General features: G+C 72.4%; 18 protein-coding genes. 11 read left to right on the top strand and 7 right to left on the bottom strand.

What is annotated here, in order from left to right:
* Positions 1–3: 3 nt before the first annotated feature.
* Positions 4–2,943 carry a glycine--tRNA ligase gene (locus NAG42_RS41165; RefSeq protein ID WP_250037960.1) on the bottom strand — a complete coding sequence of 980 codons (2,940 nt, stop codon included), beginning with the start codon at positions 2,941–2,943 and terminating at the stop codon, positions 4–6.
* Between the two features lie 44 nt (positions 2,944–2,987).
* Here NAG42_RS41165 and NAG42_RS41160 point away from each other — a divergent pair, with 44 nt between their 5' ends.
* The 3 genes from NAG42_RS41160 to NAG42_RS41150 all read left to right on the top strand — a co-directional run bounded on the left by NAG42_RS41160 (position 2,988) and on the right by NAG42_RS41150 (position 6,982).
* Positions 2,988–4,133, top strand: coding sequence for an acyl-CoA dehydrogenase family protein (locus NAG42_RS41160; RefSeq protein ID WP_250037959.1), 1,146 nt, complete (start codon positions 2,988–2,990; stop codon positions 4,131–4,133).
* A gap of 53 nt (positions 4,134–4,186) precedes the next feature.
* Positions 4,187–6,304, top strand: coding sequence for an FUSC family protein (locus tag NAG42_RS45250; protein WP_250037958.1), 2,118 nt, complete (start codon positions 4,187–4,189; stop codon positions 6,302–6,304).
* Positions 6,305–6,367: 63 nt separating this feature from the next.
* The gene (locus NAG42_RS41150; RefSeq protein ID WP_250037957.1) at positions 6,368–6,982 is read left to right on the top strand and encodes a hypothetical protein; all 615 of its coding nucleotides are present in this window, start codon (positions 6,368–6,370) and stop codon (positions 6,980–6,982) included.
* A 2-nt stretch (positions 6,983–6,984) separates the two neighbouring features.
* On the opposite strand, the gene NAG42_RS41145 is transcribed toward NAG42_RS41150, so the two are convergent.
* Positions 6,985–7,359 carry a VOC family protein gene (locus NAG42_RS41145; protein WP_250037956.1) on the bottom strand — a complete coding sequence of 125 codons (375 nt, stop codon included), beginning with the start codon at positions 7,357–7,359 and terminating at the stop codon, positions 6,985–6,987.
* 55 nt (positions 7,360–7,414) lie between these two features.
* On the opposite strand from NAG42_RS41145, the gene NAG42_RS41140 reads away from it, so the two are divergent.
* The gene (locus NAG42_RS41140; RefSeq protein ID WP_250037955.1) at positions 7,415–8,359 is read left to right on the top strand and encodes a helix-turn-helix transcriptional regulator; all 945 of its coding nucleotides are present in this window, start codon (positions 7,415–7,417) and stop codon (positions 8,357–8,359) included.
* Here NAG42_RS41140 and map read toward each other — a convergent pair.
* The gene (map, locus tag NAG42_RS41135; protein WP_250037954.1) at positions 8,346–9,113 is read right to left on the bottom strand and encodes a type I methionyl aminopeptidase; all 768 of its coding nucleotides are present in this window, start codon (positions 9,111–9,113) and stop codon (positions 8,346–8,348) included. The two genes, NAG42_RS41140 and map, sit on opposite strands and share 14 nt — an antisense overlap.
* Before the next feature lie 79 nt (positions 9,114–9,192).
* Between map and NAG42_RS41130 the strand changes: the two genes are divergently transcribed.
* Complete coding sequence (locus NAG42_RS41130) at positions 9,193–9,459, top strand: helix-turn-helix domain-containing protein (protein ID WP_250037953.1); 267 nt, start codon at positions 9,193–9,195, stop codon at positions 9,457–9,459.
* Here the strand turns inward: NAG42_RS41130 and NAG42_RS41125 are convergent.
* Both NAG42_RS41125 and NAG42_RS41120 read right to left on the bottom strand, forming a co-directional pair.
* Positions 9,456–10,967, bottom strand: a complete 1,512-nt coding sequence (locus NAG42_RS41125) for a sensor domain-containing diguanylate cyclase (protein ID WP_250037952.1) — start codon at positions 10,965–10,967, stop codon at positions 9,456–9,458. The two genes, NAG42_RS41130 and NAG42_RS41125, sit on opposite strands and share 4 nt — an antisense overlap.
* An 80-nt stretch (positions 10,968–11,047) precedes the next feature.
* On the bottom strand, positions 11,048–11,677 hold the full coding sequence (locus NAG42_RS41120; protein WP_250037951.1) for a hypothetical protein: 630 nt from the start codon (positions 11,675–11,677) through the stop codon (positions 11,048–11,050).
* Positions 11,678–11,845: 168 nt separating this feature from the next.
* Between NAG42_RS41120 and NAG42_RS41115 the strand changes: the two genes are divergently transcribed.
* Both NAG42_RS41115 and NAG42_RS41110 read left to right on the top strand, forming a co-directional pair.
* Entirely contained in the window at positions 11,846–13,603 is a 1,758-nt protein-coding gene (locus NAG42_RS41115) for a glycoside hydrolase family 6 protein (protein ID WP_250037950.1), read from the top strand.
* Positions 13,604–13,689: 86 nt separating this feature from the next.
* On the top strand, positions 13,690–14,448 hold the full coding sequence (locus NAG42_RS41110; RefSeq protein ID WP_250037949.1) for a PP2C family protein-serine/threonine phosphatase: 759 nt from the start codon (positions 13,690–13,692) through the stop codon (positions 14,446–14,448).
* Here NAG42_RS41110 and NAG42_RS41105 read toward each other — a convergent pair.
* Positions 14,445–15,272, bottom strand: a complete 828-nt coding sequence (locus NAG42_RS41105) for a hypothetical protein (protein WP_250037948.1) — start codon at positions 15,270–15,272, stop codon at positions 14,445–14,447. The two genes, NAG42_RS41110 and NAG42_RS41105, sit on opposite strands and share 4 nt — an antisense overlap.
* Positions 15,273–15,734: 462 nt before the next feature.
* On the opposite strand from NAG42_RS41105, the gene NAG42_RS41100 reads away from it, so the two are divergent.
* Genes NAG42_RS41100 through NAG42_RS41085 form a run of 4 tightly spaced genes read left to right on the top strand, consistent with a single transcriptional unit; the run spans position 15,735 to position 20,416 of the window.
* Positions 15,735–17,468, top strand: a complete 1,734-nt coding sequence (locus NAG42_RS41100; protein ID WP_250037947.1) for a translation initiation factor III — start codon at positions 15,735–15,737, stop codon at positions 17,466–17,468.
* Complete coding sequence (locus NAG42_RS41095) at positions 17,465–18,937, top strand: NADH-quinone oxidoreductase subunit NuoF family protein (protein ID WP_250037946.1); 1,473 nt, start codon at positions 17,465–17,467, stop codon at positions 18,935–18,937. Before NAG42_RS41100 ends, NAG42_RS41095 begins: the two co-directional genes overlap by 4 nt.
* A complete protein-coding gene (locus tag NAG42_RS41090; RefSeq protein ID WP_250037945.1) occupies positions 18,934–19,491 on the top strand; it encodes a TlpA family protein disulfide reductase in 558 nt (185 codons plus the stop codon). The genes NAG42_RS41095 and NAG42_RS41090 overlap by 4 nt, the downstream gene beginning before the upstream one ends.
* Before the next feature lies 1 nt (position 19,492).
* Positions 19,493–20,416, top strand: coding sequence for a cytochrome c biogenesis CcdA family protein (locus NAG42_RS41085; RefSeq protein WP_250037944.1), 924 nt, complete (start codon positions 19,493–19,495; stop codon positions 20,414–20,416).
* A 4-nt stretch (positions 20,417–20,420) separates the two neighbouring features.
* On the opposite strand, the gene NAG42_RS41080 is transcribed toward NAG42_RS41085, so the two are convergent.
* Positions 20,421–20,669 (bottom strand): PspC domain-containing protein, encoded by a 249-nt coding sequence (locus NAG42_RS41080; protein WP_250037943.1) that lies wholly within the window; start codon positions 20,667–20,669, stop codon positions 20,421–20,423.
* Position 20,670 lies beyond the last annotated feature (1 nt).

Below are 20,670 nucleotides of genomic sequence, written 5' to 3'. Positions count from 1 at the left end.
GCCTCAGAGGCGCAGTTCCGGCCAGTCGAGCAGCCCCGCCCCCAGGTCCCGGACCGTGGCCAGCAAACCCAGGCGGGCCGCTCGCAACGCCGGCTCCTCGGCCATCACGAACACTTCGTCGAAGAAGCGGGTGAGGGGCTCGACCAAGGGCTCCACCGCCGCGGTGAAGGCGACCAGGTCGGGTCCGTAGTCGGCCTTCACGCCCGTGACCGCCTCGTGCAGGGCCAGCTCGGCCGGCTCGGTCAGCACCGCCGGGTCGTAGCCCGCGCTGGTGTCCGGCGGCAGGATGCGGCGGGCCCGCTGGATGGCCGCGGCCACGGCCACGAAGTCCGGGTTGCCGACCAGCGTGTCGAGCTGGCTGAGCAGCGTGTCGACGACCGACGGCCGGGCGTAGTGGGGGATGGCGGCCCGGACGCGGTCGACCGGCCGGCCCTCCTCGGTCAGGGCCTGCTCGAGGCGGCGGGCCAGGAACTCGGCCGCGCTGTCGATCACCGCGGGCGCGACCGGCACGGGCTGCTGGGCCGCGGCCGCGCGCAGGCCGTCGAGCAGGGAGAGGCCGGACAGCGCCGGGTGGGCCCGGTGCACCGCCAGCAGGCCCAGCACGGCCCGGCGTACGGCGAAGGGGTCGCTGCTGCCGGTGGGCAGGCCGACCGTGGCCGCCAGCCCGGCCACCAGGTCGAGGCGGTCGGCCAGCGAGAGCAGGGCACCGGGGATCGAGGCCGGCAGGTCGTCGCCGGTGTTGCGGGGCAGCTCGGCCTCGTAGACGGCCTGGGCCACGTCGCGCGGCTCGCCCGCGTGCAGCGCGTAGTCGCGGGCCATCACGCCGGCCAGGCTGGTCATCTCGGTGACCAGCTGGGAGCCGAGGTCGAACTTGACCAGGCGCGCGGCCCGGCCCAGCGTGGCCGACGACAGGCCGAGCGACTCGGCCAGCGACGTGGCCAGCGCGGCGATGCGGGCCGACCGGTCGGCCATCGAGCCCAGCTTGTCGGTGAACGTGAGCCGGGTCAGACGCTCGCGCATGTCCGGCAGCGGGGTGTTGCGGTCGGCCCGGTAGAAGAACGCCGCGTCCTCGTAGCGGGCCCGCAGGACGGCCTCGTTGCCGGTGCGCACCAGCTCCACGTCGACCGGGCCGTTGGCCACGGTCACGAACATCGGCAGCAGCGACCCGTCGGCCGAGCGGACCGGCAGGTAGCGCTGGTGTTTGCGCATCACCGTGGTCAGCACGGCGTCGGGCAGCGACAGGTAGCTCTCGTCGAACGTGCCCAGCAGCGGCGTCGGGGCCTCGACGAGGTAGGTGATCTGGTCGATCAGCGCCGCCTCACCGGCCACGTCGATGCGGCCCTCGGGATACACCTCGTCCTGGGCGCCGGTGACGATCAGGTCGTGCCGGTCCTCGGGGTCGGCCACGATGCCGGCCAGGGCGAGCGTCTCCATGAACGTCTCGGCCGAGGCGATCTGCACAGTCGGCTCGGCGGCCGTGCGCAGCAGTCGGGTCTGCCGGCCGGCCGAGAGGGTGCCGACCGCGACCGGCACCACGTCGTCGCCCCACAGCGCGGTCAGCCAGCGGATCGGCCGGCTGAACGACAGCTGCGGGTCGTTCCACCGCATGTTCTTGGCCGCGCGCAGGCCGCTGACCACCTTGGCCAGCACGGGCGCCAGCACCTCGGCCGCGGGGCCGCCGGCCTCCTGCTTCTCCACCATGTGGTGCTGCGCGCCGTTGAACTCCCCGACCGCGAGATCGTCGACGGTGACCCCCTGGCCGCGCGCGAACCCCTCGACCGCCTTGGCCGGCGCCCCGACCTTGGGGCCGCGGACCTGGCGTACGTGGTCGGGCTCCTGGGCCGCGACCGACGGGACCAGCGCGACCAGCCGCCGGGGGGTCGCGAAGACCCGCACCTCGTCGTGCTCGAGCCGGGTGCCGGCCAGACCCTCGGTCAGCGCGCGCCGCACGTGGTCACGGGTCGCGCGGGCCTCGGACGGCGGCAGCTCCTCGGTGCCGATCTCGAAGATCAGCGTACGGGGGCTGGACTTGGCCACCGGGGCAGCCGGCGCGGTGGCCGGCGGCAGCGCCTCGACCAGGCCGAGCGGATGGCCCTGCTCGTCGCGTCGGGCGACCCACAGCCGGGCCACGTCGCCGGCCAGGCGCCGCATGCGCGCGAACTCGGCCGCCCGGTCGGCGGTGGAGACGGCACCGCGCGAGTCGAGCACGTTGAACGCCTGCGAGCACTTCAACACGTACGTGTGAGCCGGCACCGGCAGCCCGGCGTCGATCAGCCGCTGTGCCTCGGCCGCGTAGATCTCCAGCAGCTGCCGGTTCGCCGCCACGTCGGCATCGTCCAGGTAGTACCGCGACATCTCGTACTCGCTCTGACCGAACACCTCGCCGTAGGAGATCCCGTCGGCGTACTCGATGTTCTTGAAATGGGTCTTGTCCTGCAGAGCCATGAGAATGCGCTCGATGCCATAGGTGATCTCGACCGATACCGGGTCGAGATTGAGGCCACCGGCCTGCTGGAAGTAGGTGAACTGGGTGATCTCCAGCCCGTCGAGCCAGACCTCCCAGCCCAGCCCCCACGCGCCCAGCGCCGGCGACGCCCAGTTGTCCTCGACGAACCGCACGTCGTGCGCCTTGACGTCGATGCCGATGGCCTCGAGGCTGCCCAGGTAGAGCTCCTGCGGGTTGCCCGGGTCGGGCTTGAGGATCACCTGCAGCTGGGTGTGGGTCTGCAGCCGGTTCGGGTTCTCGCCGTAGCGCGAGTCGTCGGGGCGCACGGACGGTTCGACGTAGACGACCCGCCACGGCTCCGGACCCAGCACCCGCAGGAAGGTCGCCGGGTTCAGCGTCCCCGCACCGACCTCGGTGTTCATCGGCTGGACGGTCAGGCATCCCTGAGCCGTCCAGTACGCGGTCAACCGGGCCAGTGCGTCCTGCATGGTGAGCATGGCTTGGAAGTCTAGGGCGGGCCCCTCGCGGGTAGGTACGCAATATGCTCGCCGGAGATCTTTACGCCTTTCAGGACCTGCTTTCGGAGGACGAGGCCGCGGTTGTCGAGCGGGTTCGCGCCTTCCTCGACGAGGAGGTCGTGCCGATCGCCAACGACTGCTGGCAGCGCGCCGACTTCCCGACCCCACTGATCAAGAAGTACGCCGACCTCGGCATCGCCGGTCGGGAGGGCTCGTCGTCGCTGCTCAACGGGTGGCTCGCGCTCGAGATGGCCCGGGCCGACGCGTCGATGGCCACCTTCTACGGCGTGCACGCCGGGCTCGCGATGGGCAGCATCACCATGTGCGGCTCGCCCGAGCAGCGGGAGCGCTGGCTGCCCGCGATGACCGCGTTCGACCAGGTGGGCGCGTTCGCGCTGACCGAGCCGACCGGCGGGTCGGACGTGGCGGCCGGTCTGCGCACGACGGCCCGCCGCGAGGGCGACGAGTGGGTGCTCGACGGCGAGAAGCGCTGGATCGGCAACGCCACGTTCGCCGACCTGATCGTCGTCTGGGCCCGCGACGAGACCGACAACCAGGTCAAAGGCTTTGTCGTACGCGGCGACGCGCCCGGCTTCGAGGCGACGAAGATCGAGAACAAGATCGCCCTGCGCACCGTGCAGAACGCCGACATCCGGCTGACCGGCGTGCGCGTCCCCGAGGCCGACCGGCTGCAGAACGCGAACACGTTCAAGGACACCGCGAAGGTGCTGCGGCAGACCCGCAGCGGCGTCGCCTGGGAGGCGGTGGGCGTCATGCTCGCCGCGTACGAGATCGCCTTGAACTACTCCAAGGAGCGCGAGCAGTTCGGCCGTCCGATCGCCAAGTTCCAGCTCGTCCAGGATCTGCTGGTCCGCATGCTGGGCCACGTGACCGGCTCGCTCGGCATGTGCGTGCGCCTGGCCCAGCTGCAGGACGCGGGTCAGTACCGCGACGAGCACTCGGCGCTGGCCAAGGCCTACTGCACCACCCGCATGCGCGAGGTGGTCGGCTGGGCCCGCGAGCTGCTGGCCGGCAACGGCATCGTCCTCGACTACAACATCGGCCGGTTCGTGGCCGACGCCGAGGCGCTCTACTCCTACGAGGGCACCCGCGAGATCAACACCCTGATCGTGGGCCGCGCCATAACCGGCGAGAGTGCTTTCGTCTGAGAATCATGGGCGTGTGGGGGTGGGTGCGCCGACGGGACCCGCAGCTGGTCGTTGTGCGACGGGCTGTCCGGGTCACGCTGGTCGCGTGCCTGGGGTTCTACCTCTGCCGTTATGTGCTCGGCAGCGCGAGCGCCGCGCCCTACGCGTTGTTCGGCGCCGTGGCCCTCGGGGCGCTGTCGCAGATCCCCGGGTCGCCCCGGCAGCGTGCCCGCACCCTGATCCTGGTGCTGCCGGTCGGCTGGGCGCTGATCTCGCTGGGCACCCTGTTGTCGGTGAACGACTGGGCGGCCGCGGCCGGGATGTTCGTGCTCGGTTTCGCCGTGAGCTTCGTCGGCGTGGGCGGGCCGCGGCTGGTGGGGCTGGCCGCCGGCATGCAACTGCTCTACATCCTGCCGTGTTTCCCGCCGTACGATCCCGGTTCGCTCCCGGAACGGCTCGGCGGATTCACGCTGGCCGTGGTGCTGCTGGCCACCGCCGAGCGGTATTTCTGGCCCGACCCGGCACCGACGCCCTACCGGCACCGCCTGGCCGACGCCGTCACGGCGCTCGCCGCATGCCTCGAGGCGCTCGCCGACGACTGGTCGGGCGACAAGACCGGGCGTGACCGGCTGGCCGCGCTGGTGCCCGAGGCGACCGAGGCGGCCGACGCGCTGCGCCCCTCCCGGCTGCAGCTGATGGATCGTCCCGCCTCGGCCGGCCGCCGCGACCGGGCGCTCTCCTCGGCCGCCGGCACCGCCCGGCTCCTGCTCGGCCGCGTGGTCGACCTCTACTTCTCGGCCGACCGCGAGGCGATCACCCGGCCCGCCGCGATCAAGCTGCTCAGCACCACCGCCGGCTGTGTCGACGCCACCGGCGCCTGGCTGCGCGGCGACGGGCCACTGCCCGACACCAACCTGGTCTCGGCGGCGATCACCGACTTCCGCGCGGCCCGGATGAACACCGACCCGGACGGCCTGCCACCCGAGCGCCTGCGGCTGGGTGCGCTCGCCCTGGCCCTCGGGGAGTGGACCAAGACGCTGGTCGTGGCGGTGCGGATCGCCGCCGGGGAGCCGCCCCAGCACGCCGATCCGACGCCCGAGACGGCCCGGCCCGGTCAGTTCTGGTACGCCTACCGTCGTACCCCGGCCCTGTATTGGCACCGCCTCAAGGAGAACCTGACACCTCGCTCGGTGGCCTTCCAAGGCGCTCTGCGCCTGGCCGCGGCCCTGGCGGTGGCCCGGCTGCTGGCCGGCGCGCTCGACCTGTCGCACGGCTTCTGGGTGCTGCTGACGATCCTGACCGTGCTGCGCACGTCGGCCGCCGAGACCCGCTCCACCCTGCGGCCGGCCCTGGTCGGCACGGTCGCCGGCTCGGTCGTCGCGGCGCTGCTCCTGCTGCTGGGCCTCGACCCGGTGGTCTTCGCGGTCGCGCTGCCGGTTGTGATGATCGCCGGTTTCGCGGCCGGCCCGCTGCTCGGCCTGGGCTGGTCGCAAGCCCTGTTCACGCTGGTCATCACGCTGGTGTTCGCCCAGTTCACGCCGGTCGACTGGCGGCTGGCCGAGCAGCGGGTGACCGACGTGCTGCTGGGCGCGGCCATCGGCGTGCTGATCGGCCTGTTCGCCTGGCCGCGCGGCGGCGCCGGCGAACTGCACCGCGCGACCGGCACGTTCCTGGCCTCGGCGGCCGAGGTCGTCCGCGAGACGGTGGCCGTCATGGCCGACGGCGCCGAGCCCGGCACCGCGCTGGCCCGGGCCCGCCGCGCCGGGCAGCTGGCCGAGGCGTCGTTCGCGCTCTATCAGAGCGAGCGGCACCCCGCGGCGGCCCTCGACTGGCAGGCCACCCTGGTCGCCGGTCATCACGCCGTCCGGGGGGCCGAGGCCCTCGTACGCTCATGTCCCTCCGGCGGTCTGCTGCCCTGCGTGACGCAGTTGACCGCGCTCTCCGGCGACGTGGCCACCTGGTACGACCGCTCCGCCGAACGCCTGCTGCTCGGCGAGTCCCCGTCGCCTCCGGGCGCCCACCCGGCCCCGATGGAGTGGCCCGACAACCTCGGGCAGGATCTCTACATCGTCGCCGACCTGCGTGCCTGGCTCGACGGCCTGCGCGAGGACCTGACCAACATGACGGGCCGCCCCGAGCCCGGCGACGACCTGCGGGTGAAGGTGTCCCGGGTGGCCGACGGCGCGACCTGATCCCGGCGGTGGATTTCCCGATAGTCCGGGTGGGGCGCCGCCGGCTGGACGAGGCTCTCAAGGGTGAGCCAGAGCAGCCGGGCCGAGCTGATCCGCGGTGTCGAGCAGCGGCTGGAGACGACGCTGCACGCCTTCCCTGGGTTGCGCCTCGAACCGATCCCCGCGGCCCTGCTGAAGTCGCCGCCGCCGGCCACCCGGATCCTGCGCGGCGGGCGCCTGCCCGGCCTGGGCGAGCACACCCCCGAGGTGTACGAGGCGACGCGCGAGCTCTGGCAGCATTCCGGCTGCCGGGTCGAGGAGACCGGGCCGCGCGACGGTCGCGTCCTGGTCGTCCACGACCCGGCCGGCTATGTGATCACCCTGACCCAGCACCCGGGCGACGACCCGGTGCTCACCGTGGCCTCCCCGCCGCAACAGGCCCGCCTGATCGACCCGCCGCTGCTGGCCGGTCTGCTGGGCGGCCTGGCGCTGGGCTGCCTCGGCCCGTGCGCGGCCATCGGGTCGATCAGGCTCTTCCCGTCGATGGCCGGCTGGTCCGGGCCGTTCTGGGCCTGGGTCCCGCTCTACCTGGCCATCGGCGTCGGCTCGGTCTGGCGTCCGGAGACCCGTCGCTTCGGCGCCGGCCTGCTGGCCAGCGGCGCCGTGATCGGCGTCCTGGTCGCCTGGGTCTTCTCCTGACCTCAGCGGACCGGCGGCGTGAACAGGTTGACCAGCGTGCCGTCGGGGTCGCGGAACAGCAGGGAGCGGTTTCCCCACGGCATCGTCGCCGGCTCCTGGACGACCTCGCCGAGCACGTCGCGCAGCCGGGCGAACTCGGCGTCCACGTCGTCCACCCGGAACTCGACGATCGCCGACCGGTTGGCGGCGGGCTCGGCCGACCCCGCGCCGAAGAGCTCGACGGTGGCGGTGCCGCCGATCGCGAGCGTCGCGCCGGGCACGGGGATCTCGGCGAAGTCGGGCGTGTGCCGCCGGGCCGCCACTCCGGTGACCAGTTCGTAGAAGTCGGTCAGCCGGCTGACCTGGGCGGTGATGATGCGTACCGATGCGAAGTTCATGTCCACCACGTTAGAAGCAATACCGGGCAGGATCGGCCCGGTATAAAGAATCAGTATGAGCAGGCCGACCGTACGCGTTCTGGCACTCCTCGAAATTCTGCAGACCGGCGGCATCCACACCGCCGCTGATCTGGCCCGCCGTCTCGGCGTCGATGAGCGCACCCTGCGGCGCTACGTCGAACACCTGCTCGACCTCGACCTGCCGGTGGAGTCGGTGCGCGGCCGTTACGGCGGCTATCGGCTCGGCCCCGGGCTGCGGATGCCGCCGCTCATGCTGACCGACGAGGAGGCCCTCGCGGTCGTCCTGGGTCTGGTGGCCACGTCGTCGGAGGCGGCCGGCTCCGCGGCCGCCAAAGTGCGCCGGGTGCTTCCGAGAAAGGTGGCCGCCCGCCTCGATGCGCTCGCGGCCAGTGCCGACTTCCTGGCCCCCGAGGTGCCGGCGCCCCGCGCGGCCGTCCTGCTGACCCTGGCCGAGGCGACGACCCGGCGCCGGCCGGCCACGATCACCTACATCGATCGGACCGGCCGGCACACCGAGCGCACCGTCCATCCGTACGGTCTCGTCGCCCACTCCCGCCACTGGTATCTGTCGGCCGCTGCCGACGCGGAGCTGCGGACTTTCCGCCTCGACCGGATCGGCTCGGCCCGCCTGGCCGACGGCACCTTCGCCGTACCCGAAGGTTTCGAGCCGGCCGAGGCGGTCCGCGCCGGGACACCGTGGCGCCACCCGGTCACCGTCGCCGTGCGTGGCCCGGCCGACCAGGTGCGGGCCCGGCTGCCACCCGGCTTGGCCGGGATCGAACCCGGTCCGGACGACGGCTGGCTTCTCGTACGCCTCCGGGCGGAGCGCCTCGACTGGCTTCCCGCCGTCCTGGCCGGGCTGGGACTGCCCTTCGTCGTCCTGGAGCCGGCCGAACTCCGCGTTCACGTCCGCGAGTGGGCCGACCGGCTGGCCGGCTGGTCGACCGCCACCAGCCCGGCGGAGCTCAGGAACGGGTGAGGATCTCCGCCCCGTCGCTGGTGATGGCGATCGTGTGCTCGCTGTGTGCCGTCCGGCAGCCGGTCACGCTGCGCAGAGTCCAGCCGTCGGCGTCGGTGACCAGCTTGTCGGTGTCGGCCATGACCCAGGGCTCCAGCGCCAGCAACAGCCCGGGACGCAGCTTGTAGCCGCGGCCGGCCTTGCCGGTGTTGGAGATGTGCGGGTCCTGGTGCATCGTCGTGCCGACGCCGTGACCGCCGAACTCCGTGTTGACCGAGTATCCGGCCTCCTTGAGCACCGAGCCGATGGCGTGCGACAGGTCGCCGATGCGGGCTCCGGGGCCGGCCGCGGCGATCCCGGCCTGCAGGGCGCGCTCGGTCGCGCTGATCAGGGCCAGGCTCTCGGCCGGCTGCGAGTCGCCCACGACGAAGCTGATGGCCGAGTCGGTCACGATCCCGCTCAGCGAGACGGCGAGGTCGAGGGAGAGCAGATCGCCGTCGGCCAGCGTGTAGTCGTGCGGCTTCCCGTGCAGCACAGCGTCGTTGACCGACGTGCAGATGTAGTGGCCGAACGGCCCGCGCCCGAAGGACGGCTCGTAGTCGACGTAGCAGGACAGCGCCCCGGCGTCGGCGATCATCTTCTCGGCCCACCGGTCGATCTCCAGCAGGTTCACGCCGACCGCGCTGCGGCCCTTGAGCGTCTGCAGGATGTCGGCGACCAGGGCGCCGGCGGCCCGCGCGCGGGGCAGGTCGGTGGGGTCGAACATCTCGATCATGTTGGGTCTTCCTCGTCAACCAGCGGGGCCGGGCCAATAACTATCCCGGCCATAGTATCCCGGTATTAGAATCGGCTGCATGGTCAGATTCCCGCTCACGCCGACCGAGGTCGAGCGCGGCCAGCGGCTCGGCGCACTCCTGCGCCGGGCCCGGGGCGAGCGCTCGATGCTGCACACCGCACTGGCGGCGGGCGTCTCGCCGGAGACCCTCCGCAAGATCGAGTCGGGCCGCGTGGCCACCCCGGCCTTCCCGACCATCGCGGCGATCGCCGACGTCCTCGGCCTCTCCCTCGACGTCGTGTGGGCCGAGATCAACCAGCCCACCACCGAGCAGCTCGCCTCCTAGGATCCGGCCCGGGCCCGGCGATAACCGCCGCCGCTGCCCTTGGTGGCCCGCTTGGCCTCGTACATCGCGGCGTCGGCCCCCCGCATGAGCGCCTCGTAGTCGGTGGCGTCGTCCGGGTAGAGCGCGATACCCACGCTGCCGCCGATCGACACCTGCTCGCCGTCGATGGCGAAGGGCCGGCGCAGCCGGTCGCAGATGCGGCCGGCGACGACGCCGGCCACCGCCTCGTCGGCGTCGTTGGTCAGCAGGATCGCGAACTCGTCGCCGCCCAGCCGCGACACCACGTCGTTGTCCCGCACGGCACCCAGCAGCCGCTTGGCCACCTGCTGCAGCAGCGCGTCGCCGGCCTGGTGACCGGCGGTGTCGTTGACCTGCTTGAAGCCGTTGAGGTCGAGCACCATCAGCGCCACCCGGCTGCGGGTGGCCGCGGCCTCGGCGACCGCCTGGGAGGCCCGGTCGATCAGGTGGGTGCGGTTGGGCAGGCCGGTCAGTGAGTCGTGGAAGGCCTGGTGGCTGAGCTCGGCGACGTGGGCCTGGGCCGCTTGGCGCATGCCGGCGCTGTCCACGATCAGGCCGCCCTCGATCGAGAGCTGATCGGCCAGGATGCGGTCGCGGAAGGTCCACTCCCGGGTCGCGCTGGAGTCGCCGCACATGATCATGCCGACCGTGCCCTGGGCGGACAGCAGCGGCATGGCCACGAACGACTTGAGCTTCATCAGCAGGGCGAGGTCGCACGGGCGTACGACGGAGGTGGCCGAGTCGTTGGCCAGCGCGACCTTGCCGTCCTTGATCGCCTGCCACACCGGCGACTCGCTCGCCGCCTTGCCGACCACCTCGGCGATCGTCGCATCGCCCTCGGGCAGCCCGACGCTGTGCACGTAGCGGACCGTGCTGTCCGGGTCGACCAGGATGACGGCGGCGTGCTCGGTGCGGAAACCCTCGGCCGACGTGGCGGCCAGGACCCGGCCGGCGGCCTCGACGCTGGTGGCGGCCATGCCCTGCTCGAAGAGCTCGCGGATGGTGCCGGCCGAGTGCGAGACGAACTGGCGCTGCTTCTCGGCCGCCAGGCCCTGCAGCGTGGCCGCGAAGTGCAGGGCGAGCGGCGCGAGCACCTCGGCCCGCAGCGCGGCCAGGTTGGCGCCGGTGAACAGCAGCACGCCCACGGTCTGCCCGCCGATGCGCAGCCGGACGGCCATCTGCTCGCCGGTGACCAGCGGTTTGGCACCGGCCGCCATGCGGAAGATCTTGCCCGCGGTCAGTTGGTCGCGCGTGCCCGGCGGGCCGACCTGGGCGGCCGTCATGAGCAGACCGGTCTCCGAGTCGAGCTCGAACACCGTGGCCGCGGTCAGGTCGGCGGCTTCGCGTAGATGCGGCACGCACAGGTCCAGCACGTGCTGCACCGAGGGCGTGTCCTTGGTCATGAACGAGACCAGGTCGGCCAGCAGTGCGTCCTGGGGGTCTGCCCCGAGGACGGCTCCCGCCGGTCCCGTACCGCTGCTCACGCTCATGCCATGAAGGTCGGCACAAGCCCGGCCCGCTTGACGGCCAGGCGGTCGCAGTTCGGGTGCAGACGAGCGGACCCAGTAGGTCAGCGGGCCGCGCCGGCTCCTCCGGGGGCCGGCGCGGGTGTGGTCTGCCGGCGGGCCTCGGCCACGTCGGCCATCAGGTCGTCCCAGTCCGGGTCGGCCCGCAGCGGGGCGGCGCCGACCGGGCCGCCGACGCGGGCGTTGGCATACTCCCACCACGCGGCCACGCGTACCGGCCAGAGCCCGACCCGCATCGCCCCCGCCAGAAAGCAGCGATGCGCGAGCAGGGTCGCGGCCAGGATCTCCGGCTCCAGATCGAGTGTCGCGTCGTCGATCGCCTTGCCCAGCGCCCGCACGTCGCGGTGCATCTCGGAGTAGGAGATGAGGTTGGGCAGCGCGGGCAGCCGGCGGTGCGCGCCCGGCTCGACCAGATCGTCGGCGTAGGCGGGATTGAACACCAGGTCGCCGACGGTCACGATGAGCGGCAGCACCGCCCGGCCGCTGCGGATGTCGAGCTGCACCGCCTCGGCCTTGGTCGGCACGAAGACCGGCTCGGCCGCCAGGATCTCGTCCGGATCGAGCCGCGCCGTGTCGCCCAGCGCGGGGATGTGAATCGCCAGGAGCCCCCGGCGAACGCTGACCTCGACCCCCGGAACCTCGGCCAGCGCCTCGGTGAGCTCCCATACCTGCACGCGTCTGTTATACGCGATGCCGCCAAGTTGAGCCCGTTGTTAACAGACGATTGCGGTGGGAGCGCTCCCATGTCATGCTGTCGAAACAGCCGGGGAGCGATGCCCCTCGATATCCCGGCTCATCCCCGGGCGCTACGGGCGCCGCCGCATGTCTCGAGGAGCCACCACATGAGACCTGTCCTCATCCGCGGTCTGACCGCGGTAGCCGCCGCGTCGCTCATCTCTGGTCTCGGCGTGTTCGCCGCGACCAGTGCGAGCGCCGCGGCCGGCTGCCGGGTCGACTACACCGCCAACAGCTGGAGCAACGGGTTCACCGGGTCGGTCAGCGTGACCAACCTCGGCGACCCGATCTCCGGTGGCTGGCGGCTGACCTGGGCCTTCCCTGGGAACCAGCAGATCACGCAGGGCTGGAGTGCCACCATCACCCAGTCCGGCCAGGCGGTCACGGCGACCAACCCGTCGTGGGCGGGCTCGCTGCCCACCAACGGCAACGCCACCTTCGGCTTCAACGCCAGCTACTCCGGCACGAACACCGCGCCCGCCACGTTCTCGCTGAACGGCACGGCCTGCACCGGCGCGACCGGCCCGACGACGCCACCGACCACCCCGCCGACGACGCCACCGACCACGCCGCCGACCACCCCGCCCACGACGCCGCCGCCGGCCGGCGCCAAGGTCGACAACCCGTACGCCGGGGTCCAGGGCTACGTGAACCCGGAGTGGAAGGCCAAAGCCGACGCCGAGCCCGGTGGCAACCGGGTCTCGAGCAACCCGACCGCCGTCTGGCTCGACCGGATCGCCGCGATCGAGGGCACCGACGACAGCAGCTCGAACGGCTCGATGGGCGTCCGCGACCACCTGGACACGGCCCTCGCCCAGGGTGCCGGCTACATCCAGTTCGTGATCTACAACCTGCCCGGCCGGGACTGCGCCGCGCTGGCCTCCAACGGTGAGCTCGGCCCGAACGAGCTGCCCCGCTACAAGACGGAGTACATCGACCCGATCGCCGCGATCCAGGCCGACGCGAAGTACCGCAGTCTGCGGATCATCAACGTCATCGAGATCGACTCGCTGCCGAACCTGATCACCAACACCTCGGGTCAGGCCGGCGGCACCGCGACCTGCGACACGATGAAGGCCAACGGCGGTTACGTCCAGGGTGTCGGTTACGCCCTGAACAAGCTGGGCGCCCTGCCCAACGGCTACAACTACGTCGACGCGGCGCACCACGGCTGGATCGGCTGGGACTCGAACTTCGGCCCCACCGCCGACATCATGCTCGCGGCCGCCCAGGCCTCGGGCAGCGTCAACAACGTCACCGGCTTCATCACCAACACGGCGAACTACTCCGCCCTGCGAGAGCCGTTCGTCCAGCCGACCACCACGGTCGGCGGCCAGAGCGTCCGGCAGTCGAAGTGGGTGGACTGGAACCAGTACACCGACGAGCTGACCTTCGCCCAGGCGTTCCGCCAGAAGCTGGTCTCGGTCGGCTTCAACTCCAACATCGGCATGCTGATCGACACCAGCCGCAACGGCTGGGGTGGCTCGGCCCGCCCGGCCGCGGCCAGCACCTCCACGGTCATCGACACCTACGTCAACGAGTCGCGCATCGACCGCCGGATCCACGCCGGCAACTGGTGCAACCAGTCCGGCGCCGGCCTCGGCGAGCGCCCGACCGCGGCTCCGGCCGCCGGCATCGACGCCTACGTCTGGGTCAAGCCCCCGGGTGAGTCGGACGGCTCGTCCTCGCTGATCCCGAACGACGAGGGCAAGGGCTTCGACCGGATGTGCGACCCGACCTACACCGGTAACGCCCGCAACGGCAACAGCCTCAGCGGTGCCCTGCCCGGCGCGCCGATCTCCGGTGCCTGGTTCTCGGCCCAGTTCCGCCAGCTGATGGCCAACGCTTACCCGGCGCTCTCCTGACGCGGACGGGTAGATAGGACCGCCGGACCCCGCTCTAACCCACGAGGAGCGGGGTCCGGTGTATTAAAAAGCGGTAAAAAGGACAGGTGGACATCAGCAAAGTCGCCTGGAACGCACCCGGCCGTCGCCTCACCGCGGCGGCCGGCAGCGTTGCCGGGGAGCGCTACCAGGACAACTACGACGTGGTGCACCTCGAGCCGGGCAGTCCGCTGGCGCTGGTGGCCGACGGCATGGGCTCCGGCCCGGGCAGCACCGTCGCCGGTCACACGGCTGTCGAGGTGTTCCTGCGCGAGGTGATGGTCGGCGAGACCCCGGGCGCGTTGCGGGCCGCCGTCTCCGCGGCTCAGGACGCCGTCCGCAAGGCCGGCAGCAACCTCGACGAGCTGACCGGGAGCACGTTGACCGCCTTCGTGGCCGAGCACGACGGTGAGAACGCGGCCGCCTGGATCGTCCAGCTGGGCGACTCGCGGGTCTACCGCCTGCGTGACGGCCTGCTCGAACTGCTGACCGTCGACCACTCGATCGCCTGGCTGGGCGTGCTGCACGGCTGGTTCGCGGCCGAGTCCGACGAGGCCAAGGCGGCCCGTTACCGCCTGACCCGATACGTCGGCCACCCCGACGACCCCGAGCCCGACCTGCTCAACGTCACCCTGCGACCCGGCGACGTCTACCTGCTCTGCACCGACGGCGTCTCCGACCAGCTCACCTACGAGCGCCTGACCCGCATCCTGGCCACCGACGACCCGGCCGCCGCCACCCACACCCTGCTGGAGGACACCCTCACTGCGGGCGGCGACGACAACGCCACCGCGGTGGTCATCCGCGTCGAGCGCTCGGTGGATTAGCGGCGCCGGCGGTCCGGCATGCTGTAGAAGCCGGTCGGCAGCGATTGGGTCTCGGCCTGCAGGGCCGGCTGGCGGCGGTTGCGGACGCGCAGCCGCAGCAGCATGCCGACGCCGAGGAAGACCATGACGGCGCCGACGATCAGGCCGATGCCCAGCACGTTGGAGGTGCTGGACGCGGGGGTCAGGGCGGCCGCGTCGGTCGAGGTCTCGCCGGCCGGGGGCTCGTCGGCGACGGCCTCCTCGGTCTCCTCCTCGGCGGCGGGCGCGGTCTCGGTCGGCGTGGGCGACGGGGTCGCGCTCGGGCTGGGCTTGGCCGCGACCGGACTGATCACGCGGGCCTCGGTGCCGGTCGAGCTGAGCAGCCGGCCGGTGCCGTCGAAGGCCTGGGCCCCGAAGATCACCTCGCCGTCGTCCGGGCCGGTGAAGGAGATGTCCCAGCGGCCGGTGACGGTGCGGTCCCGGCAGAGCTGGCCCGGGTCCAGGCGCTCGTCGACCACGGTGGCCGCCTCGCCCTGCACCCCGGCCCGTACGGGAAAGGACTGGCCGTTCTCGACCCGGGTCACCCGGACCTGGTCGAGGCTGACGCCCTTGGTCTCGACGGACAGCGCCCAGCGCACCTTGAGGCAGCGGCGGCCCCGATCGGTGGAGGCGACGGCGGTGAGCGTGCCCGCCTTGCCGATCGTGAACGTCGAGGGGGCCTGGCCGACCTTCACCTCGAAGCCCGGCACGTCGGCCGGCGCGGGCGTGATCGTGCCCGCCAGCACCAGCGCCGTGACGACCAGGACAGCGCTTATGCGGCCGCCGGCCCGGGTCGGGTGTCGCATGCCGATCATCTCCTTCTCGCACGGCAGTCGATGGGCCCGCACACCGGGTGGTTCGTACCGCGGGCGCGAAAGGTTCACCGCGTGCGCTGGGTCACTGAATCGTGACGCCTCAATTTTCGCTCCGGCCGAGAAATCTTCGGCGTATCCGTGCTGCTCAGGGTCGGTTCGACGGCGCCCGCTGGAAAGTTGCCGACAAAAGTCGCCCCGAGCGTTCATCCGAACCCGCTCGCAGCACGTAGTTGGGGGATGGGCAGAGACCGGCCGAGCGCCGGTCGCTGCCCGGCAACAACAGAAGCAGGGGGCATTCCCCACGAATGCCTGCGTCCCACCGCCCACCGGGACGTGACCACTGCGGAGAACGAGGAGTCAATGGCCCGGACGAAGAACAACCAGCGATCCGCCAATCGTGTGGCCGTCGATGTCGGAGCTACCGGTACCCGCCCGCCCTCCCGGGGAGCCGTCATGGTTCTCGTCGTGAGCGTGCTGGCGGCGATCTGGGCAGTGGCGATGATGACCGCCCCCGGTAAGGTCGGCTATTACTACTTCTTCATCTACGCCGAGTACTACATGGGCGTCGTCGCCCTGGTGTCGCTCTCGATCACGATCATGGTCGGGCTGGTCGCCACCGACCGGCTGGTCCTGTCGATCCGGCAGCGCGTGCTGCTGCAGTCGGCACACCGCACCACCGGCGTGATCGCGGTCGCCGCCCTCTTCGTGCACGTCTGGACCAAGATCGTCGAGAAGCACATCTCGATCATCGACGCCTTCGTCCCGTTCCTCTACGCGGGCCCCAACCGGATGTATGTCGGCTTCGGCACGCTGTCCGGCTTGATCATGGTGCTCGTCATGTGGACCGGCATCGCCCGGTCCCGGTTCGTCGGCCGCGGCAGCCCGTGGATGTGGCGGGGCATCCATGCCATCTCCTACCTGATGTGGCCGATCGCCCTGATGCACGGCCTGAGCGCCGGCCGGCCCGCCGCCACCTGGGTCACCGTGAGCTACCTCGTCTGCGTGCTGGGCGTGCTCGTCGGTCTCGCCGTCCGCCTCTCGGTGTCGCTCAACCGCCGCAAGGACTTCTCCTCGACCGCCGCGTCGGGCGGCCTGAAGCCGGTCGGCTCGCTGGTGCCCACCACGTCGCCCGGCATGAAGCGGCCGAACCGCCGCGAGAAGCCGGCTCGGATCGAGCCCGAGACCCTCGGCCCGGTCGCCGTGACCGGGCCCTTCCGCCCGGCCGCCGGCCCGGTCACCGCGCCGCCGGTGGCTCCGCCGCCGGCCATCGACCCGCGGCTCGCCGACGACCTGGTCGCCCCGGCCGCCCCGCGTCAGCGCCGGGCCCGCGCCGAGGAGATGTACGACGAGCCCACCGGCATGATGCCGCAGTACGACGAGGAGCGTCCGCGGCGCGGCCGCCGGGTCGAGGAAGAGATCGAGTTCGACGAGCCGCGCGGCCGCCGCTACCCGGGCGAGGACACCAGCACCCGGATGCGCCGCCCCGATCTCGAGGACACGAGCACCCGGATGCGCCGCCCCGATCTCGAGGACACCGGCTCGCGGATGCGCCGCGACGAGATCGAGAGCACCGGCACGCGGATGCGCCGCCCCGATCTCGAGGACACGAGCACCCGGATGCGCCGCCCCGACCTCGAGGACACCGGCTCGCGGATGCGCCGCGACGAGATCGAGAGCACCGGCACGCGGATGCGCCGCCCCGACCTCGAGGACACCGGCACTCGCATGCGCCGGGCTCAGATGGAGCCGTACGAGGAGCCGGCCCCCCGCCGCGGCCGGTACGCCGAGGAGGAGCCGCCCGCGCCCCGCTCCCGCCGCGGTGGCGACATGCCGCTCTACGACGAGCCGCCGCGGGTCACCCGGGACGACTACGACGTGCCGGCCGGCCCGCGCGGCGGCCGGTACCCCGAGGCCCGCTACGAGGACGAGTACGAGGACGCTCCCCGCGGCCGGCGCGCGGACGACTCGGGACGGCACAGCCGCGCCGGGTTCGTCGACGGGACCGGTTACATCGAGCCGGACGACACGCCCACCCTGGTCGACGCGGCTCCGCGCCGCTCGCGGCGCGGTGGGCCGGACCCCGAGCGGGTCGACGCCGTCCCGCGGGGCCGCCGTGGTGGCCGGGGCCGGGACGACGAGGCGGCTGACGACGGTTACTGGTCGCAGTTGCGAGGGGAAGCGAATTGAGCGCGTCTCAGGTTCCGCCGGTCACCTCGATCGGCACTCCGCGGATCACCGCGGGCTTCGACGAGTACGGCCGTCTCGACCTGCTCGCGCACCAGGAGGTGCACGGCGGCTTCGCGGCGCTGTCCTCCGGTGAGCTGATCGGGCTGGCCGACCGCATCGAGCTGCGCGGCCGCGGCGGCGCGGGCTTCCCGTTCGCCCGCAAGGTGCGTGCCGTGCTCGACTCGTGCCGCCGCCAGGAGCTGCCACCGGTCATCGTGGTCAACGCGACCGAGGGTGAGCCGCCGTCCTGGAAGGACAAGGCGATCCTGACCCGGGCGCCGCACCTCATCCTGGACGGCGCCGCCCTGGCCGCGGCCGCGCTCGACGCCGAGGAGATCGTGATCGGCATCGCCGACGACGGCATCGGCCAGAGCTCGATCACGGCCGCCCTGGCCGAGCGCCGGATGCCCTGCCCGACCCGCATCGTCACCGTGCCCCACCGGTTCATCTCCGGTGAGGGCGGCGCGCTGGTGCGTGGCATCAACGGTGAGGCGCACATCCCGCCCGGCCGCAAGGTGCGCTCCAGCGACAACGGCGTGATGGGCCTGCCCACCCTGCTGTCCAACGCCGAGACGTATTCGCAGCTGGCCATCGCGGCCCGGCTCGGCCCGTGGGAGTACAACGCGGTCGGCATCCCCGAGGAGCCGGGCACGGTCATGCTGACCGTCGGCGGCTCGGCCAGCAGCCCGGCCGTGGTCGAGGCACCGACCGGCACCCCGCTGATGGACGTGCTCACCATGTGTGGCGCCGACATCGGCCCCGGCCTGCTGGTCGGTGGCTACCACGGCAAGTGGATCACCGCCGAGGCCGCGCAGACCGTCACGATCTCGCGCAAGGGCTTCGCCGGGGTCGGTGGCACGCTCGGCGCGGGCATGCTGATCCCGATCGGCTCCAAGACCTGCCCGCTGGGCGAGGTCTCCCAGGTCGTGCAATACCTGGCCGGCGAGTCGGCCGGTCAGTGCGGCCCGTGCCGGCTCGGCCTGCCCGACCTGGCCCGCGCGGTCACCCTGGTCTCGCTGGGCGGCAACGCGGTCGAAAACGTGCGGCAGGCGGCCGGTGTGGTCAAGGGTCGCGGCGCGTGCAGCCACCCCGACGGCACGGCCCGGTTCGCGCTGTCGGCGCTCGAGGTCTTCGCCAAGGACGTCGAGGCGCACACCAACGGTGAGGGCTGCGGCAAGAGCGTCCGCGGCATCCTCCCGCTGCCCTACACGGCCGAGCAGGGCGCCCGGCGGCTCGCGGTGGACTGGTCGCGCTGCGACGGCCACGGCCTGTGCTCGGCGGTCGCGCCCGAGATCATCCGGCTCGACGCGAACGGCTTCCCGGCGTTCCCGCAGACCCCGCTGCCGCCGTGGCTCGAGAACGGTGCCCGCAAGGCGGTCAACGTCTGCCCGGCGCTGGCCCTGCGCCTGACCGAAGAGGTCACGAAGTGAGGCGTGCGCTGCTGGCCGCCGTGCTGCTCCTGGCCGGCTGCGGCAGCGCGCCCTCCGAGCCGGCCGCCTTCGTCGACCCGCCGCCCTCCGCGGCCGCGTCCTCACCGGCCGTTCCACCATCGGCCGCGGAGTCGCTCGCCCCGGTCACCGTGCCCGCCACGCTGAAGTTCAGCGGCCGGACCCTCGACGGTGCGGCGTTCGACGCGACCACCCTGGCCGGCAAGCCGACCATCCTGTGGTTCTGGGCGCCGTGGTGTGCCACCTGCGCAAGCGAGGCGCAGAGCATCCGTGACCTGCAGGACGAGTACGGCAGTCGCCTGAACTTCCTGGGCATCGCCGGCATGGGCGGCAACAAGGACATGCACCAGTTCGTCAAGGACCTCGAGGTCGGCAACGTGACGCACCTGGACGACCAGGCCGGCCGGATCTGGAAGAAATTCAAGATCACCGAGCAGAGCCTGTACGTCGTCCTCGACCGCACGGGCCGGGTCGTCACCACCGGCTATCTGGACGACCTCCAGCTCACCTCGCAGGTGAAGTCGCTGGTCGCCTGACATGGGCGGGGAACTGCTGCTGGCGCTGACCGCGGGCATGCTGGGCGCGGTCAACCCGTGCGGTTTCGCGCTCCTCCCGGCGTACCTCTCGGTGCTCGTCGCGACCGACCCGGCCCCGGCGGCGAGCCGGCGGGCCGGCACCACTCGGGCGGTCGGTCGGGCGCTGAAGGCCGGAGCGGCGCTGGCGCTGGGCTACGCGGTGGTGTTCGGCGTGTTCGGTCTGGTGCTCACCCCGATCGCCGGCGTGCTGCAACCGCGGCTGCCCTGGCTGACCGTCGTCCTCGGGGTGGCGCTGGCCGCCCTGGGGGTCTGGCTGGTCGCGGGCCGCTCGCTGCCGACGCCGGCCGTCCGGGCGCCCGCGCTCACTGGCACGACCGGGTCCACAGTCCTCTTCGGCATGGCGTACGCCGTGGCCTCCCTCGGCTGCGCGGTGGGCCCGTTCCTGGCGCTGGTCGTCTCGAGCCTGCGGGCCGGGTCGCTCGCCTCGGGTGTCGCGCTCTTTCTCGCGTACGCCGGGGGAATGGCCCTGGTCGTCAGTGCCACCGCCGTGGCCGTCGCGCTCGTGCGGTTCTCGCTGCTCGGCCGGGTGCGGCGGCTCCTGGGCGTGGTGCCGCGCGCCGGGGGCGCGATCCTGGTGCTCTGCGGCGTCTACGTGGCCTATTACGGCTGGTACGAGCTGCGGCTGGCCGGCAACCTGCGCCTGGCCGGCACCGACCCGGTGATCAACGCGGCCGCGGTCGCCCAGCGCTGGCTCAGCGACGCGGTGTCGTCGGCCGGCGCGATCCCGTTCGCGGTCGTCGTGGTGGCGGCCCTGGTCGTGCTCACGCGAAAGCGGCCCGCACCAGGCGGGCCGCTCTCCAGCGAAAGGGTCTCGGGCGAAGTCGCCGGGCAGTCGGTGGGCGGCCGGCCGCCTCAGGCGACGTAGCGGGTCAGACGGCCGGCGGGTACGGAGTGGCGGCGAACGCCGGCTTCTCCGACGGCATCAGGATCCAGAGGACCGGATAGACGAGGATCTGGCTGCCCGGGATGGCCAGCAGGATCACGACGAAGAGCAGACGGGCCAGCCACGGGTCGATCCCGAAGCGGCGGGCCAGCCCCGCGCAGACACCGGCGATGAGCCGGCCCTCGCGCGGCCGGGTGAGGCCCTGGCGGGACATGCTGTCGTGCACGGCGTTCATG

Source organism: Paractinoplanes maris (genome assembly GCF_023544465.1).
Taxonomy (GTDB): Bacteria; Actinomycetota; Actinomycetes; order Mycobacteriales; family Micromonosporaceae; genus Actinoplanes; species Actinoplanes maris.
This window is presented reverse-complemented; position numbering and strand designations above follow the sequence as displayed.